Raw genomic sequence first — 16,512 nt, forward strand, 5'->3', positions numbered from 1 at the left:
AGGAGCCATCGATGCACACCAAGCAAACATCTACCCGCCGCCTGCTGGCGCGCGCCGCCGCCGGACTGGCCCTGGGCCTGGGCATGGCGGCCGCCGCCAGCGCCGCGTCCATCCCCGTCAAGCATGCGCGCGGCGAGACCGCAGTGCCGGCCAATCCGACCAAGACAGTCGTGCTGGACCTGGCCGTGCTGGACACGCTGCACACGCTGGGCGTGGACGTCACCGGCGTGCCCGCCGCCGCCAAGCTGCCGCCGCAGCTGGAACAGTACGCGGACAAGCGCTATCTGAAGGTCGGCAGCATGTTCGAGCCGAACTATGAAGTGATCCACGCCGCCGCGCCGCAAGTGATCTTCGTGGCCGGCCGTTCCGCGCCCAAATACGACGAGCTGTCCAGGCTGGCGCCCACCGTGGACCTGACGGTCGACGCCAAGGACCTGGTGGGTAGCGTGATCCGCAACGCCGAGCTGCTGGCCGCGATCTACGGCAAGCAGGCGCAGGCCAGGGAAAAGATCGACGCCCTGCGCGCCTCGATCGCCGCGCTGCACGGCAAGGCCGGCGCCGCAGGCACCGGCCTGATCGTGCTGACCACGGGCGGCAAGATGAGCGCCTATGGCCCGGGCTCGCGCTTCGGCGTGATCCACGACGCCTTTGGCGTGAAGCCGGCCGCGGCCGGGCTGAGCGTGTCCAACCACGGCCAGGCGATCTCGTATGAGTTCATCGCCCAGACCGATCCCGACTGGCTGTTCGTGATCGACCGCGACGCCGCCATCGGCCGCGAAGGCAGCCCGGCCCGCAGCATGCTGGACAACGCGCTGATCCGCCCGACCAAGGCCTGGAAGAACGGCCGCGTGGTCTACCTGAACAACTACAACTGGTACCTGCTGGGCAGCGCCGGCCTGTATGCCATGCAGCAGAGCGTGGACGAGGTCGCCCGCGCGCTGGCCGGGGCGAAGTAGCGGCATGGCCGGGAGCTGGGCGCTTTGCGGATGCAGGTGAAACCCGCCGGCGGCTGGGCCGGGCTGGCGGCCTTGCTGGGCCTGTTGCTGGTCCTGTGCGCGGCCAGCGTCAGCCTGGGCGCCGGACAGCTGTCGTTCGACGCGCTGCGCGGCGGCCCCGAGGCCGAGCGCGCCTGGCGCCTGTTGTTGGTCAGCCGGGTGCCGCGCACGCTGGCGCTGCTGCTGGCCGGCATGTCGCTGGCGGTGGCCGGGCTCATCATGCAGATGCTGGTGCGCAACCGCTATGTGGAACCGAGCACGGCCGGCACCGTGGAATCGGCCACGCTGGGCATTCTGGTGGTGACGCTGGTGGCGCCCGATACGCCCGTCATCGGCAAGATGCTCACGGCCACCGCCTTCGCCCTGGCCGGCACGCTGCTGTTCCTGGCGCTGCTGCGGCGCGTGCCGCTGCGCACGCCCTTCATCGTGCCGCTGATCGGGCTGATCCTGGGCGGCGTGATCCACGCGGCCACCACCTTCGTCGCGGTCCGTTATGACCTGCTGCAATCGCTGCACGCCTGGACCACGGGCGATTTCTCGGGCGTGCTGCGCGGCCGCTACGAGCTGCTGTGGATCGGCCTGGGCCTGACCCTTGCCGCCTACCTGGCGGCGGACCGATACACCGTGGCCGGCATGGGCCGGGAATTCGCCGCCAACCTGGGCCTGAACCATGCGCGCCTGATGCTGGCGGGCCTGCTCATCGTGTCGGCGATTTCCGCCGTCGTGGTGGTGACGGCCGGCAGCATCCCGTTCCTGGGCCTGATCGTGCCCAATGCCGTCAGCCTGCTGCTGGGTGACAACATGCGCCGCGCCATTCCCTGGGTGGCGATCCTGGGCGGCGTGTTCGTGCTGGCCTGCGACATCGTCGGCCGGCTGCTGATCCATCCGTATGAGATTCCCCTGGGCACGGTGGTCGGCGTGGTCGGCAGCGTGCTGTTCCTGTGGCTGCTGCATGGACGGAGGAACCGTCATGCCTGAGGCCCGCGCCGCCATCGCCGCGCCGCGTCCGGCGCAGGCCGCCGCGCTGCGCGCCTCGCCCCAGGCGAGGCGGCTGTGGCTGCTGGCGGCCGCCGCCGTCGCCTGCATCGCGGCCTTCATGACGCTGGGCGCGCAGGGCGGCTGGTCCTTCATCCTGCCATTCCGTGGCGGCAAGCTGCTGGCCATGCTGGCCGTGGCCTATGCGGTGGCGGTGTCCTCGGTGCTGTTCCAGACCATCACGCACAACCGCATCCTGACGCCCGCCATCATGGGCTTCGACGCGCTCTACCTGTTGATCCAGGCGCTGGTGGTGTATGTCTTCGGACAGGCGGCCGTGGCCACGGGCCATCCGGTGGCGGCGTTCCTGCTGGAAGTCGGCGTCATGACGGCCTTCGCCTGCCTGCTGTTCCGCTGGCTGTTCGCGGACGCCGTGCGCAGCCTGCACCTGATGATGCTGGTGGGCATCATCTTCGGACTGCTGTTCCGCAGCCTGTCCAGCTTCGTGATCCGGCTGATCGATCCGAACGAATTCCTGGTGCTGCAGGACCGCATGTTCGCCAACTTCAATTCGGTGCGCCTTGAGCTGCTGCCGGTGGCGCTGGCCGTCATGGGCGCGGTGTCGCTGATGCTGTGGCGCATGCGCAGCCGCTACGACGTGCTGGCGCTGGGCCGCGACATCGCCGTGAACCTGGGCGTGGATTACCGTCGCACGCTGTTGGCGACGCTGGCGGCCATCGCCGCGCTGGTGTCCGTGTCGACCGCGCTGGTGGGGCCGGTCACGTTCTTCGGCCTGCTGGTCAGCAACCTGGCCTATCAGCTGATGGGATCGGACCGGCATCGGCATGCCCTGCCGGCCGCGATGCTGCTGGCGGTGGTGTTCCTGGTGGGCGGACAGACGCTGCTGGAACGCGTGTTGCGCTTGAACACCACGGTGAGCGTGGTGATTGAATTCCTGGGCGGGATCGTGTTCCTGACCCTGATATTGCGCAGGGGGCGCCGGTGATCGATATCCAGAACGTCAGCAAGCGCTACGGCGACAGCGTGGTGGTCGACGGCGTGACGCTGGCGCTGCCGGCCGGCGGCGTCACCGCCATCATCGGCCCGAATGGGGCCGGCAAGTCCACGCTGCTGTCCATGATCAGCCGCCTGCTGCCGCTGTCCGAGGGGCGCGTCCTGGTGGAAGGCCTGGACGTGGCCCGCGCCGACAGCCGCGAGCTGGCGCGCCGCCAGGCCATCCTGCGGCAGGACAATCATCTGCCGCTGCGCTTGACGGTCAGGGACTTGGTTGCCTTTGGCCGCTATCCGCACAGCGGCGGCCGGCTCACGCTGCAGGACAAGGAACACGTCGACCGCGCCATCGACTACCTGGAGCTGGAGCCCCTGGCCGACCGCTACCTGGACGAGATGTCCGGCGGCCAGCGCCAGCGCGCCTTCGTGGCGATGGTGCTGTGCCAGGACACGCGCTACGTGCTGCTGGACGAGCCGCTGAACAGCCTGGACATGAAGCACGCCGTCGCCATGATGGGCACGCTGCGCCGGGCGGCGGACGAGCTGGGCAAGACCGTGGTGCTGGTGCTGCACGACATCAACTTCGCGTCCTGCTATGCCGACCGTATCGTGGCCTTGAAGCAGGGCCGCGTGGCCTGTCAGGGCGCGCCGGCCGAGCTGGTGCGCGCCGAGGTGCTGAGCGCACTGTACGCGCTGCCGATCGCGGTGCACGAGATCGACGGGCGGCGCATCTGCGTCTACTACCGTTGAAGGCCGCCGGCTCCCAGGGAATGGGAGCCGGCGGTTCCGACCGTGGCGGCGGATGTCCGCCGTCGGTCCGCGCTTATTGCGTCAGGTCGATCCTGTAGCGCGACAGCTGCGTCACCGGGTCCGGCGTGGCGTCATGCACGGACACATTGCCCACGCCATGCGCCGTGGCCATCGCCAGTGTGCCCGGCACCGATGCGAACACCACCGGTCCGGCCTGGCCAGCCAGTTTGACGAAGCGCCAGCTGCGGTCCAGGCCATAGGTGGCCAGGTCCAGCGAGGGATGGCGCTTGATGTAGCTGATCAGCACGTCGCGGCTGGCGTCCGGCGCCTGCAGCACGATGTCGCCCTTGCCGCCGGCCAGGCCCGGGAAGTCGCCGCCGCCGCTGGCGCGGTAGTTGTTGGTGACGACCAGGAACTGGGTGGCGGGATTGAGCGGGGCGCCCTTGTAGGTCAGGTTGACGATGCGCGAGCCCACCGGCTGGGTGACGTCTATCTCGTAGCGCAACGCATTGCCCTCGGCATACAGCACGTCGAAGTTGAAGGTCGCGAAGGTCGTGTCGACCAGATCCTGCGGCGCGACTTGGGCGGGGTCGATGCGCCGGAACTGCTCGGCCGTCTTTTCCAGCCACTGGCGCACGATGTCGCCGCTGACGCGCACCACCTGCAGCGTGTTGGGATACAGGTACAGGTCGGCCGCGTTGTTGATCGCGATGTTGCCCTGCTTGACGAAGGTGAAGTCGCCGGGACCATTGCGCCCGCCCTTGAATGGCGCCGCCGCCGACAGGATGGGCAGGGCGGCATAGGACGGGTTGTTGCGGGCGATGTAGTCCTTCAGGTAGTCGATCTGCGCCATGTTGACGATCTGCAGCGCAGACACGTCGCCGGCCATGGCGTAGTAGGTCGACATGTCGAACTGCGCCGCGCCGATCGGCGTCTTGACGTAGGCTATGGTGGCGGCGTGCTCGACCTGCACCAGCTGCTGCGTCGCCGCGTCGGGCGCGACGTAGGTGGCGGGCGTGTTGCCGCTCTGCGCGGTCAGGCGCGTGGAGATCCGCTGCACCTGGGTGGCGTCCTTCTGCACGCTCCAGCCCTTGTCATAGGCGAGCCTGAGCTTGATCTGGCCCAGGTTGTTGCCCCACTGGCCGGCCTGCACCGCCGGCACGCCGTTGATCAGGCCCTTGGCCAGGTCGATGCCGGGCTGGCCGGCGAACTGCGACTTGGGGTTGGTGTCCGGGAACAGCAGATGTTGGTGGCCGGTGATCAGCGCGTCGATGCCCGGCACCTGGGTAAGATAAGCCGCGCCGTTCTCCATGGACGCGCTGTAGGGCGTCTTCAGGTCGATGCCGCCATGCGCCAGCGCCACGATCAGGTCGGCGCCGGCCGCCTTCATTTCCGGCACATAGCGCGCGGCCGTTTCCTTCCAGCCCGTCACCTCGACGTGGCCTTCCAGGTTGGCCTTGTCCCATTGCAGGATGGGCGGCGGCGCGAAGCCGATCACGCCCACCTTCAGCGTCACGTCGACCGCCTTGCCGCCGGCGTCGGTGGCCTTGAAATTCTTGTTCAGCACCACCCAGGGCTTGAAGATGGGTTGCTTGCTCTGGGCCGACACCACGTTGGCCGACACGAAGGGAAAGCCCGGCGCCGCGCAATCCTTGGCGCCGGCGGGATTGGTCTGCGGCGTGCCCTTGGCGATGCCCTTCAAGCCGAAGTCCACGTTGGTGATCTGCGACAGATAGGGCAGGCCGTAGTTGAACTCGTGGTTGCCCATCGTGGCCGCGTCATAGGCCAGCAGCTTCATCTGCTTGTAGATGGCGATCATGTCCGTGCACTGCACCGGCTTGACCAGCGCCTGGTAGTCGGACAGCGCCGTGCCCTGGATGGTGTCGCCGTTGTCGAACAGCAGCGTGTTCGGATTCTGCTTGCGGGCCTCGGCGATCAGCGTGGCCGTGCGGTCCACGCCGTAGCTCTTGTCCTCGGCCAGCTTGTAGTAGTCGTAGCCCAGCACGTTGGCGTGCAGGTCGGTCGTCCCCAGGATGGCGACATCTAGCGTGGCGCCCTTGAGCGCGTTGGACGGCGGCGCGTCGTCATCGTCGTCGCTGCCGCCGCAGGCGGACAGGCTGGCCAGCAGGGCGGCGCTGGCCGACAGGGCGAAGATCTTGCGCAGGGCGGGCTTCATCGTCATTCCTCCGGATATGAAGGAGACGAATTCTGGGGACGCCGTGTGACCCATCCATGACACGGAAGACCCGGTTGCAACCGCGACCTGCGGTCTTGCGGTCGTCATCAGGCGGTCATGGGTGCTGAGGCAGGCTCACGGGCGCAGTGGCGATTCCGCGACCAGGTCGTCCGGACGCAAGGCGGCCAGCGCGTCCAGGAAGCGCCACGCGAACGAGCCCGGCCCGTCGGCCAGCGCGCCGGCGCGGCGGCCGGCGATGGCGAAGCAGGACAGGGCGGCGACCGCCGCCGCATAGGCCGCGTGCCGGGAACCGGCGGCGCGGGGCGCCTGCCGCGATCCCGCGCTGTCGGCGGCCTGCCCGGCCACGGCGGCGAAGGCGCCCGTCAGCGCGGTCAGCGCGCAGCCCGTCGCCGTGACGCGCGGCATCAGCGCGTCGCCGCCGGCGATGCGCACGGCGCGGTGTCCGTCGGTGACATAGTCCACTTCGCCGGTGACGGCCACCACGGTCTCCTGCGCCAGCGCCAGCTCGCGCGCCGATTGCTCGGCCTGCGCCACCGGATCGCCCGCATCCACGCCGCGTCCGGCGCTGGCGCCGCCGGCCAGCGCGATGATCTCGGACGCGTTGCCGCGGATGATGGCCGGTTTCAGCGCCAGCAGCCGGCGCACCGCGTCGCGGCGGAAGGCGGTGGCATGGTGGGCGACCGGGTCCAGCACCCAGGGCACCGAGGCCTGCGACGCCGCCTGCGCGGTCAGCAGCATGCTGTGCAGCCAGGGCTGCGACAGCGTGCCGATGTTGATGACCACCGCGCCGCTGATGCGCGAGAACTCGGGCGCTTCCTCGGCCGCGTGCACCATCGCCGGCGAGGCGCCGGCAGCCAGCAGCACGTTGGCCGCGTAGTTCATGGAGACGAAGTTGGTCAGGCACTGCACCAGCGGCGCGTCGCGGTGCAGCGCGGCGTGGAGGTCGCGGGAGGTGTGGGCGAGGGAGTCGAGATCGTTGCGTGCGTCAGCCATGCCGGCGGATCCTGGTTTGCGCGGCTGGCCGGGGGCGCCGGGCCGCGGATGCGAGGCCGCGCGCGGAGCGGGCGCGACAGCGTAGGCGAGGGCGGCGGCGCGGCGGAACTGGGAGGGTATGTTCCGAGCGGGGGCTGCGCTTGTCAAGTTGGCGGGCGCGCAGCCGTGTCCGGGCCGTCCGGTGAGCGCAGCCCCTACACTATGTGTCCGCCCGGCATGGCTGCACGCCGGTTTCGCCTTCGTCGTCCACGCCCGTCCCAAGGTCTCGCGATGCGCCTGAACCAGTGCCACAACTTCCACGATTTCCGCGCCATGGCGCGCCGGCGCCTGCCCGGGCCGATCTTCAACTACATCGACGGCGCGGCCGACGATGAAACCACCTACGCGCGCAACACCGCCGCCTTCGAGGACTGCGACCTGGTGCCCAACGTGCTTCGCGGCGTGGCCGACGTGGACCTGTCCGTGACCGTGATGGGCCAGAAGCTGGCGCTGCCGGTCTATTGCTCGCCCACGGCCCTGCAGCGCCTGTTCCATCACGATGGCGAGCGCGCCGTGGCCGCCGCCGCCGGCCGGCACGGCACCCTGTTCGGCGTTTCGTCGTTGGGCACGGTCAGCCTGGAGGAAGCGCGCCGGATCAGTGGCGGCCCCCAGGTCTACCAGTTCTATTTCCACAAGGACCGGGGCCTGAACCGCGACATGATGGCGCGCGCCAAGGAGGCCGGCGTGCAGGTGATGATGCTGACGGTGGACAGCATCACCGGCGGCAACCGCGAGCGCGACAAGCGCACCGGCTTCGCCATCCCGTTCCGGCTCAACCTGGCCGGCATCGCCCAGTTCATGGCCAAGCCCGGCTGGGCGCTGAACTACTTCACGCACGAGCGCTTCCGTCTGCCTCAGCTGGACGGCCACGTGGACATGGGCGGCGGCGTCATGTCCATCAGCCGCTATTTCACCGAGATGCTGGATCCGTCCATGACCTGGGACGACGTGGCCGAGATGGTCGCGCACTGGGGCGGCCAGTTCTGCCTGAAGGGCGTGATGTCGGTGGAGGACGCGCGTCGGGCCGCCGACATCGGCTGCACCGGCATCGTGCTGTCGAACCACGGTGGCCGCCAGCTCGATGGCTCGCGCAGCGCCTTCGACCAGTTGGCCGAGATCGTCGACGCGGTGGGCGACCGCATCGACGTGATGATGGACGGCGGCGTGCAACGCGGCACGCATGTGCTGAAGGCGCTGTCGCTGGGCGCCAAGGCCGTGGGGCTGGGACGCTATTACCTGTTCCCGCTGGCGGCTGCCGGCCAGCCGGGAGTGGAGCGCGCGCTGGATCTGATGCGGGTGGAGATCGAGCGGGCGTTGCGGTTGATGGGGTGCAAGTCGGTGAGGGAATTGGGGCGGGCGAATCTGCGGTTCCGGTAGCACGGGGATGGGCGTGCGGCGCGCGAGACTCGGCCGCGCCGTGTCGCTGCGCCCGCGTACATGTTCGCGCTGCGGTCGCCACGCAGTGACGAAGCCATTCATTTCCTGCTTCGGCCGTCTGCGCGCGGCCTACGCTGATCCCCTTCGACACCGGCCCGCGGCATGGTCTCGTGGCTTGCATTCCGTGTCGGCAAGGGGCGCTTATCACTGGCCGATTCTTCTGCTTCGCATTCGTCGCCGGCGCGGCGCTGACGCAGACCCTGGCGGAGCTGCCGGGGCCGGTGGCGCGCGCCGCGCTGGTGGCCGCGATTCTGCTGGCGGCGCTGGCGCTGCGACGGCCGCGACGCGCCGCCTGGAAGTTGACCGCCGCGCTCGCATTGGGCCTGTCCGCCGGCTTGTTCAACGCCAGCTGGCAGGCCCAGGCTCGCCTCGATGATGGTCTGTCCGACGCGCACCACGATCAGGTGGCGCGCCTGATGCTGCAAGTGACAGGACTGCCGGACGGCGACGCCCGTCGCTGGCGCTTCGTCGCGGATACGCTGGAACCCGCGCCGCCCGGCATCCCCTCCCGCCTGCTGGTCACATGGCATGCGTCACCGGACGGACCGGACCTGCCGGCGCTGGCGCCGGGGCAGGTCTGGCGCATGGCGCTGGTGCTGCGCCGCCCGGCGGGACTGCTCAACGCGGGCCTGCCGGATGCGGAAGGCCGGATGTTCGCGCTGGGCCTGCGGGCCACCGGCACGGTGCGCGGCCAGCCCAAATTCGTAGCCGACCATCCCTGGGCCGGGCCCGGCGTGGTGATCGAACGCGCGCGTCACCGCATCCGCGCGGGCATGCGCCGGGCGTTGGACGGGTATCGCTACGCGCCGGTCCTGATCGCACTGGCGATCGGCGACCAGGCCGGGGTCGCGCGCGAGGACTGGCGGCTGTTCAACCGCAGCGGCATCACGCATCTGGTGTCCATCAGCGGTATGCACGTCACCTCGATCGCCGGCGTGGCGGGCATGCTGGCCGCGTTCCTGTGGCGGCGCGCGCGTTGGCGCGGCATCGGATTGGCCGAGCGCGCGCCGTCGCGCATCGTGGGCGGCATGGCGGCCGCCTGGGTCGCGTTGCTGTATTGCCTGCTCGCGGGCTGGGGCGTGCCGGCCCGGCGCACCTTCTTCATGCTGGCGACGGTGCTGGCGGCGGCCATGTCGCGCCTGCCCTTGACGGGCGGGCGGGTGCTGGCCGTCGCCGCCGCCTTGGTGACTGCGCTGGACCCCTGGGCGCCGATGGCGCCGGGCTTCTGGCTGTCGTTCGGCGCGGTCGCCATCCTGCTGCGCATCGTCGCGGCGCCGGTGGATCCGTCAGCCGGCCTGGGCCGCCGCGTGGCGGCGAGGCTGGGGCAGGCCAGCCATCTGCAATTGCTGGTGACGCTAGGGCTGACGCCCCTGCTGGCCTTCTGGGTGGGCCAGGTGTCGGCGGGCTCGCCGCTGGCGAACGCGGTGGCGATACCGGCGGTGAGTTTCCTGGTCACGCCCCTGTCCCTGCTGTGCGCGTTGTTCGCGGCGATTCCGGGCGCGGAACGCCTGGCTGCCGGGGCGGGGCAGGCGGGGCTGGCGGTATTCGACCTGACCATGATGCCCGTCGCCTGGGTGGGCGAGGCATCCTGGGCCAGCTTCGACGTGGCGGCCGCGCCCTGGCCCTGGCTGCTGCTGGCGCTGGCGGGCATGGCCTGGGCCTTGCAGGCGCGAGGCTGGCCGGGGCGCCATTGGGGGTGGCTCTGGATGCTGCCGTTGCTGTGCTGGCGTCCCGAGCGGCCCGAGCCGGGATACTGGCGGGTGACGGCGCTGGACGTGGGGCAGGGCGGCGCGGTGCTGCTGGAAACCGCCACGCGCGCGCTGCTGTTCGATGCCGGGCCGCGTCACCGTGGGGGATCCGATGTCGGCGAGTGGGTGGTGGCGCCCTACCTGCGCGCGCGCGGCATCCGCATGCTGGATGATCTGGTGCTTTCGCACGTGCACATGGACCATGTCGGCGGAACGCGGGCGGTGCTGAACGCGGTGGCGGTGGGGCGCAGCCATGCGTCCTTTGACCTGGACGCTTTTCTGGCGCGGGACGCGCGCGAGGCACGGATTTCGGAGGGGCGGGCGGATGCCGGCGCTTATGTGCCGCCTGTCGCACGGTTGCGCTGCGCGCGAGGGCAGGCCTGGGAAGCCGATGGCCTGCGTTTCGCGTTCCTGCATCCGCTGGCGGCCGAGAAGGATCCGGCGGATCCCAACGCCGATAGCTGCGTGCTGCGGGTGCAGGGCGCGCGGCATTCCTTGCTGCTGACCGGCGATATCGGCGTGGCCCAGGAACGCGCGCTCGCGCCCGCGCTGCCGCCGACGGACGTGGTGATGGCGCCGCACCATGGCTCGGCCACCTCGTCGAGCCTTGAACTGATCGCCGCCACGCGCGCGGGGCACGTCATCGCCCAGGCCGGCATGCTGAACCGCTTCCGCCATCCGGCGCCGGCGGTGGAGCACCGCTGGACGGCGGCCGGCGTGCGCTTCTGGCGCAGCGACCGGGATGGCGCGGTGGTGGCGGAATCCCTGCCTGCCGAATTGCGGGTGCGTGGAGAGAGACAGCGCAACGGGCGCTACTGGCAGGGCCGCTGAAGCCGGCGCGACTTGCCGGGCGACGTGTGGGGCGAGGGCGAGGCGAGCGCGGGGAAGCGGCGCAGCAAGGCCAGAGCGAGGCCACGCGCTCAACTGGCCGTCAGTATTTCTTCAACCGGCACTTGCGCCAAACTCGCAGGTTTCATATGTTTATGCTTCAAGCACTATTCGGATAATGTAAGCACGAACCGGATAGCTGGCCCCGCCCAAGGCGGGTTTTCCTGTGGCGCGTCGCGCCGGCCTGCGTAGTAGGATCTGTGCAAGTCCCGCGCTGCCGCAGGGTCGTGGCGGCGTGGGACTAGGCGTTGCGCGGATGTTGCGGCGCACAGGGCGCAGCCGGCGGGCAACCGGATGCCCAGACAAGATCAGGCTGACAGCCAGGCCCCAAGGGAGGCAGCAACCATGCCCACTACGTTGATCCCGATGTCCCCGTCCTCGGCCGCGCCGTCGCGCGCGTCCGCTACCGGCACCTCCGCCACCGGCACGCCCATCGACCGGCTGCTCAACGCGCCGGAAAAGCTGCTGTTCGCCTCCACCGACCTGGATGAGGTGCGCTCGATGGTCGGGCGCGTCATGAAGCCTCACCAGCTGACCCGCACCGCCGGCGGCGAGCGGCTGGACGCACGCATGCACTACACGGGGTTGGGCGACCTGTCGCTGAGCCGGCTGCGCTACGGCGCTACCGTGCGCATCGAGCCGGGGCCGCTGGAAAGCTTCTTCCTGGTGCAGATGCCGCTGTGCGGCACGGCCGCCATCGAGAGGGGCGGGCAGCGCATCGATTCCTCGCCGGAGCTGGCCTCGGTGCTCAGCCCTGAATGCGATACGCGCATGTGCTGGGAGGCCGGCAACGACCAGGTCATGCTGCGCATCTCGCGCTCGCTGGTCGAGCGCACGCTGGTCGGCTATCTGGGCCATCCGCTGGACAAGCCGCTGCATTTCGAGCTGGGCTTTCGCTGGCGCGACTGCGCACCCTGGAGCTGCCTGCTGTCCTATCTGGTCGATTGCGCCACCCATTATCCCGACCTGGAGCAGCACAAGCTGGTGCTGTCGCAGGTCGAGCAGCTGGCCGCCTCGATCCTGCTGACCTCGCATCTGCACAACTACAGCGAGACCGCCCCGGCGCGGCGCAGTTCGATCCTGCCGCGCCACGTGCGGCGGGCGCAGGATTACCTGCAGGCGCACGCGCACGAGCCGCTCAGCGTCGAGCAGCTGGCGCAGGTGGCCGGCGTCAGCGTGCGCAGCCTCTACAGCGGTTTCAAGGAATTCCTGGGCGTCAGCCCCATGCACTATCTGCGCGACCTGCGCATGGAACGCGCGCGCACCGAGCTGCTGAGCGGCGAGGCCGCCAGCGTCGCCGGCGTGGCGCTGCGCTGGGGCTTCGCGCATATGGGCCGTTTCAGCAACGACTACAAGGCCCGCTACCTGGAAACGCCCAGCCAGACGCTGCGGCGGCACTGAGTCCGCGCGCGATTCAGCGCCGGAACCGCAGGCGGTCCCGGCGCCTTTCCCTCAGAACGGAATCACCAGCTTGGCCAGCAGCTGGTTGCCCTCGGGCCGGTTGCGCACCTCGAAGTCCTTCTGCCACTTCAGCGTGAACAGCCAGCCGCCCTGGCTGGCGTAGCGGATCGACGGACCGACGCCCAGGGCGCGCGCCTTGCCCATCGCGCTGTTCGGACCCTTGTCGTCCGTGACCTGCTGGTAGACATAGCCGCCTACGCCCGCCACCCAGCCCCCGCCCAGGCCCCAGCCCAGGCTGTAGTCGGCGTGGATCGCCTGGCCCGAACGGGTGCGCGTGTCGCTGTTGCGCTGGTTGAAGTCGTACATGACCTTCAGGTCGGCGTTCAGGCCGGTGGGCTGCGTGTAGGTCAGCGCGGCCAGGGGCTGGATGGTCCAGTAGTTCTTGCCCAGGCTGGACGGATCCTTGGCGTCGTACTTGCCCGTGGGCGCGTAGACATCGACGCCGAACAGATAGTGCAGCGCCGGCGAGGCGTGATAGCCCAGCGCCGCGCCGACGGCGATGTCGCCCAGGCCCGAGCTCTTGAAGCGCGCGCCGTTGGCGCGGAAGTCCACGTCCAGCAGCGGCACCACGGTGTGCAGCGCCAGGCTGCCGCCCAGCACCGGCTGGGGCGCGACCCAGATGAGGCGCGGCGCCAGCATATTGACATTGACCTTGAAGTCGCGCACCAGCGACTCGCCGCTGTTGCCGCGCAGCGTGTCGTAGCGCAGCGCGCCGCCATAGGTCAGGAAGTGCACGCCCGGCGGGGGCAGGGCGCCGACCATGTAGTTTTCCAGGCCGTCGGGATAGATCGGCAGGGCGCCGCCCTCGATGGCCAGCGCCGCGGACGGCCCCAGGGCCGACGCCAGCAGTAGTGCCCAGGCGGGCATGGATTTGCGCATAGCTTTGTCTCCTAACCACGGTGTGTTGTTGTTGGTACGGCAACTGGCTGGCGTGGCGCGCGCCGCCCTTGATGGGCGGACGACGCGCGCGGCCGTCCCGGGCGCGCGGACGGATCCGCGCGCCGGAAGGTGTGGCAAGGCCCGGGGCGTCGGGCCGCTATTTCCGCGCGATCTCCCGGGCGACCAGCGTGCCCGAGCCCGCGCCCAGTCCGGGACCGGGGTGGGTGGACGCGCCGATGTGATACAGGCCGGCGACCGGCGTGCGGTGGCCGCGCGCGCCGCCGCCGCTGGCGAAGGGGCGCAGCCAGAAGAACTGGTCGGGCGAGCAGATGCCCGAGTACGGATCGCCGCCGACCAGGTTGCAGTTCAGCGCCTCCAGGTCGGCCGGCGAGTAGGCGCGGCGGCCGACGATGCGCTCGGCCAGTCCGGGCATGACGCGTTCCAGGCGGGCCTGCACGCGGTCGGCATAGGCCTCGCGCACGGCCTCGTTCCAGCGGCCGTCGGCGGGCGTGTCGATCTGGCCGGCGGCGTCGCCCTTCAGGCGCGCGGGCATCTCCTGCATCTGGATCCAAAGAATCCAGCCGCCGTCAGGCGCGCGCGACGGGTCCACCGCCACGGGCTGGCCGATGGCCAGCGTCGGACACGCGGGCAAGAGGCCGTTGTTGGCCTCGGTGACCGAGGCGCAGACCTGCTCCAGGCTTTCGGTCAGGTGCACCAGCGGCACCTTGACCAGCTCGGGCTCCATCCAGGCTGGCGGCGCGTTCAGCGCGAAATGCAGCTGCATGCAGCCACGGCCGTAGCGATAGGCTTGCGCGCGCTCGCGCGCCGGCGGCGGCGCGTCGGGCAGCAGCTGGCCGTAGAGTTGTTGCGGCGTGACGTTGCAGACCACGGCGTCGCGGGCGCGCACGCGGTGGCCATCTGCCAGTTGCACGCCGGCGGCGCGGGCGCGCCGTCCCTGGCCCTCGACCAGCACGCGGTCCACCTGCGCGTTGGTCAGCAGCTGGCCGCCGCGATTCTCGATGACGCGGGCCAGCGCCTCGACCAGCCGGCTGCCGCCGCCCTTGATCACGGGCATGCCGCCGCTGACCACGGCGGCAAAGGTCAGCTTGCCGATCAGCGCCGAACCGGCATCGTCCGGCCCCAGGCCGGAATGCAGGGTCCAGGGCGCGATCAGCGCGCGCGCCGCGTCCGAGCGCAGCGTGCGCTCGGACCAGCGGCGGAAATTCTCCAGCGCGCCGGCGGCGAAGGCGGTCATGCCGTCCAGGCCGCGCTTGCGCCATTCGCTGTACAGCAGCTTGAGCAGGTCCCAGCTGTAGGGGTTCTTGCCCAGCAGGCCGAAGGTCAGCGCGGCGTCCTCGCCGAACATGCGCGCGGCCATGTCCTGCAGGGCCTGGCCGTCGCCGGGCGACAACGCGTCCAGCCGCCGGGCGGCGTCGGCCATGTCCTGCCTGAGCGCCAGGCCCCGGCCGTCGGGGCCGACCAGGCCGGTCGAATAGTCGCCGCACAGCACTTCCAGCCCGGCCTGTTCCAGCTCGGACTTGAGTTCGGCATAGCCCGGGCTGCCGACGAATAGCGGATGCCAGGACGAGAACACCTCGTGCCGGTAGCCGGGGAACAGTTCCTCGGTGCGGATGCAGCCGCCGAGCCGGTCGTTGCGTTCCAGCACCAGCACGCGCTTGCCGCGCACGGCCAGCAGCGCCGCGCCGACCAGCGAATTGATGCCGCTGCCGACGAACACCACCTGGGTTTCGCTTGGCGCGCTCATGCCTGCTCCACCAGCGCCAGCACGCGCAAGGGGCTGCCCGAGCCGCCCTCGATCTTCAGCGGCGCGGCCAGGATCATGGCGCCCTGCGGCGGCAGCTGATCCAGGTTCTTCAGGCATTGCAGGCCGTAGCGGTTGGCGCCGTGCATCAGCGTGTGGCAGGGATAGGGCAGCGGCCAGGCATAGGATTGACCGGCATCGGTGTTGATGGTCTCCACGCCGAAGCCGTGCGCGTCGCGCTCGCGGATCAGCCATTGCACGGCTTCCTGCGTCGGACCGGGCGTGTGTGCGCCGTCCTCGCGCAGGTTGAGGAAGGCGGCCGGGTCCTGCGCGCGTCGCGACCAGTCGCTGCGCAGCAGCACCCAGGCACGCGGCGGGATGCGGCCGTGGCGACGTTCCCAGTCCTGGATGAATTCCACGGTCAGCAGCCAGTCTTCGTCCTGCGCGACCTCGGCGCTGGCGTCCAGCACCACGGCCGGCGCGATGAAGTGCTCGGGCGCGATGGTGTCGACGCTGTTGGCGGGATGGTCGCGGCCGCTGATCCAGTGGACCGGGGCGTCGAAGTGCGTGCCGGTGTGCTCGCCACAGGAGAAGTTGTTCCAGTACCAGCCGGGGCCGGCTTCGTCGTAGTGCGAGATGCGTTCGATCTTGAAGGCCTGCACCTGACCGAATTGCGGCGGCAGCTGCAGCGCCGGGAACGAGGGTGACAGGGTCTGGGTCAGGTCGACCACGCGGACGGCGCCCCGCGCCATGCGCAGGGCCAGTTCGGGCAGGAGGGCCGGGGCGCTCATGGCTGGGAATCTCCGGGTTGGGATGGCGGGACGGCCGGGGCGCGGGCCGGCACCGAGGTGAAGCGGCCGGCATGGAACACCAGCGGTTCGCTGGGCTGGCTGGCCACGCGCACCACCTGGCCGACCAGCAGCAGATGGTCGCCCACCGTGCGGCAGTGGTCGTGGACGCAGACCAGGGTGGCCAACGCGCCGTCGATGGCAGCCACGCCCTCCGGCGTCTCGCGCACCGTCACGTCGGCGAACTTGTCCGGCACCGCCGGATCGGCGAAGCGCCGCGCCAATGCTTCATGTCCGCTGGCCAGGATGTTGATCGCGAAATGCGCGCTGTCGCGGAACACCGCCAGGTTGGGCGAGCGGTTCACCAGGCTCCACAGCACCAGCGGCGGATCCAGCGACAGCGAGGCGAAGGAATTGATGGTCAGCCCCACGTTGCGGCCGTCGGCGGCGCGCGTCGTGACGATGGCCACGCCGGTCGGGTAGCTGCCCAGCAGGTCGCGCAGCGCCCGGGGCGCCAGGTCGACGCTGCCCCAGGCGGAGCAGGCGGGGGCTTCATGGCATTGCCGGACGGCCAGGAGCGTGCTCATGC

Annotated in this window: 13 protein-coding genes; 7 read left to right on the plus strand and 6 right to left on the minus strand. The window is 70.3% G+C overall.

Features of this window, described 5'->3' with window-relative positions; genetic code table 11:
• The first annotated feature begins 11 nt into the window (after window positions 1-11).
• Genes ACEU5R_RS05780 through ACEU5R_RS05795 form a run of 4 tightly spaced genes read left to right on the plus strand, consistent with a single transcriptional unit; the run spans window position 12 to window position 3,731 of the window.
• Window positions 12-956 (plus strand): siderophore ABC transporter substrate-binding protein, encoded by a 945-nt coding sequence (locus ACEU5R_RS05780; protein WP_392409406.1) that lies wholly within the window; start codon window positions 12-14, stop codon window positions 954-956.
• A gap of 30 nt (window positions 957-986) precedes the next feature.
• Entirely contained in the window at window positions 987-1,973 is a 987-nt protein-coding gene (locus ACEU5R_RS05785; protein WP_392409408.1) for an ABC transporter permease, read from the plus strand.
• Window positions 1,966-2,976, plus strand: a complete 1,011-nt coding sequence (locus tag ACEU5R_RS05790; protein ID WP_392409410.1) for an iron chelate uptake ABC transporter family permease subunit — start codon at window positions 1,966-1,968, stop codon at window positions 2,974-2,976. The genes ACEU5R_RS05785 and ACEU5R_RS05790 overlap by 8 nt, the downstream gene beginning before the upstream one ends.
• The gene (locus ACEU5R_RS05795) at window positions 2,973-3,731 is read left to right on the plus strand and encodes an ABC transporter ATP-binding protein (protein WP_392409411.1); all 759 of its coding nucleotides are present in this window, start codon (window positions 2,973-2,975) and stop codon (window positions 3,729-3,731) included. The genes ACEU5R_RS05790 and ACEU5R_RS05795 overlap by 4 nt, the downstream gene beginning before the upstream one ends.
• A 73-nt stretch (window positions 3,732-3,804) precedes the next feature.
• Here the strand turns inward: ACEU5R_RS05795 and ACEU5R_RS05800 are convergent, their stop codons facing one another.
• Together ACEU5R_RS05800 and thiM are read right to left on the minus strand one after the other, a co-directional pair.
• Window positions 3,805-5,907, minus strand: a complete 2,103-nt coding sequence (locus ACEU5R_RS05800; protein ID WP_392409412.1) for a 5'-nucleotidase C-terminal domain-containing protein — start codon at window positions 5,905-5,907, stop codon at window positions 3,805-3,807.
• Between the two features lie 135 nt (window positions 5,908-6,042).
• On the minus strand, window positions 6,043-6,921 hold the full coding sequence (thiM, locus tag ACEU5R_RS05805; protein WP_392409414.1) for a hydroxyethylthiazole kinase: 879 nt from the start codon (window positions 6,919-6,921) through the stop codon (window positions 6,043-6,045).
• A 270-nt stretch (window positions 6,922-7,191) separates the two neighbouring features.
• Between thiM and ACEU5R_RS05810 the strand changes: the two genes are divergently transcribed.
• The 3 genes from ACEU5R_RS05810 (at window position 7,192) to ACEU5R_RS05820 (ending at window position 12,434) form a co-directional block, all read left to right on the plus strand.
• Window positions 7,192-8,337 (plus strand): alpha-hydroxy acid oxidase, encoded by a 1,146-nt coding sequence (locus ACEU5R_RS05810; protein ID WP_392409415.1) that lies wholly within the window; start codon window positions 7,192-7,194, stop codon window positions 8,335-8,337.
• 170 nt (window positions 8,338-8,507) lie between these two features.
• Window positions 8,508-10,976, plus strand: a complete 2,469-nt coding sequence (locus tag ACEU5R_RS05815) for a DNA internalization-related competence protein ComEC/Rec2 (protein ID WP_392409416.1) — start codon at window positions 8,508-8,510, stop codon at window positions 10,974-10,976.
• 402 nt (window positions 10,977-11,378) lie between these two features.
• Entirely contained in the window at window positions 11,379-12,434 is a 1,056-nt protein-coding gene (locus ACEU5R_RS05820; RefSeq protein WP_392409417.1) for an AraC family transcriptional regulator, read from the plus strand.
• Between the two features lie 51 nt (window positions 12,435-12,485).
• On the opposite strand, the gene ACEU5R_RS05825 is transcribed toward ACEU5R_RS05820, so the two are convergent.
• From ACEU5R_RS05825 to ACEU5R_RS05840, 4 genes are all read right to left on the minus strand, one after another.
• Entirely contained in the window at window positions 12,486-13,373 is an 888-nt protein-coding gene (locus ACEU5R_RS05825; RefSeq protein WP_392409418.1) for a transporter, read from the minus strand.
• A 157-nt stretch (window positions 13,374-13,530) separates the two neighbouring features.
• The gene (locus tag ACEU5R_RS05830; RefSeq protein ID WP_392409419.1) at window positions 13,531-15,138 is read right to left on the minus strand and encodes a phytoene desaturase family protein; all 1,608 of its coding nucleotides are present in this window, start codon (window positions 15,136-15,138) and stop codon (window positions 13,531-13,533) included.
• Window positions 15,135-15,926, minus strand: coding sequence for a cyclase family protein (locus ACEU5R_RS05835; protein ID WP_392409420.1), 792 nt, complete (start codon window positions 15,924-15,926; stop codon window positions 15,135-15,137). Before ACEU5R_RS05835 ends, ACEU5R_RS05830 begins: the two co-directional genes overlap by 4 nt.
• Window positions 15,923-16,510 (minus strand): flavin reductase family protein, encoded by a 588-nt coding sequence (locus ACEU5R_RS05840; protein WP_392409421.1) that lies wholly within the window; start codon window positions 16,508-16,510, stop codon window positions 15,923-15,925. The genes ACEU5R_RS05835 and ACEU5R_RS05840 overlap by 4 nt, the downstream gene beginning before the upstream one ends.
• Window positions 16,511-16,512: the final 2 nt, after the last annotated feature.

This window comes from Achromobacter sp. 413638, from assembly GCF_043119405.1.
Classification (GTDB): Bacteria; Pseudomonadota; Gammaproteobacteria; order Burkholderiales; family Burkholderiaceae_B; genus Achromobacter.

Coding starts and splice junctions, on each gene's coding strand:
- ACEU5R_RS05810 (WP_392409415.1), top strand. CDS start 7,192: ATGCGCCTGAACCAGTGCCACAACTTCCACGATTTCCGCGCCATGGCG.
- ACEU5R_RS05780 (WP_392409406.1), top strand. CDS start 12: ATGCACACCAAGCAAACATCTACCCGCCGCCTGCTGGCGCGCGCCGCC.
- thiM (WP_392409414.1), bottom strand. CDS start 6,921: ATGGCTGACGCACGCAACGATCTCGACTCCCTCGCCCACACCTCCCGC.
- ACEU5R_RS05840 (WP_392409421.1), bottom strand. CDS start 16,510: ATGAGCACGCTCCTGGCCGTCCGGCAATGCCATGAAGCCCCCGCCTGC.
- ACEU5R_RS05830 (WP_392409419.1), bottom strand. CDS start 15,138: ATGAGCGCGCCAAGCGAAACCCAGGTGGTGTTCGTCGGCAGCGGCATC.
- ACEU5R_RS05800 (WP_392409412.1), bottom strand. CDS start 5,907: ATGAAGCCCGCCCTGCGCAAGATCTTCGCCCTGTCGGCCAGCGCCGCC.
- ACEU5R_RS05820 (WP_392409417.1), top strand. CDS start 11,379: ATGCCCACTACGTTGATCCCGATGTCCCCGTCCTCGGCCGCGCCGTCG.
- ACEU5R_RS05785 (WP_392409408.1), top strand. CDS start 987: ATGCAGGTGAAACCCGCCGGCGGCTGGGCCGGGCTGGCGGCCTTGCTG.
- ACEU5R_RS05835 (WP_392409420.1), bottom strand. CDS start 15,926: ATGAGCGCCCCGGCCCTCCTGCCCGAACTGGCCCTGCGCATGGCGCGG.
- ACEU5R_RS05790 (WP_392409410.1), top strand. CDS start 1,966: ATGCCTGAGGCCCGCGCCGCCATCGCCGCGCCGCGTCCGGCGCAGGCC.
- ACEU5R_RS05825 (WP_392409418.1), bottom strand. CDS start 13,373: ATGCGCAAATCCATGCCCGCCTGGGCACTACTGCTGGCGTCGGCCCTG.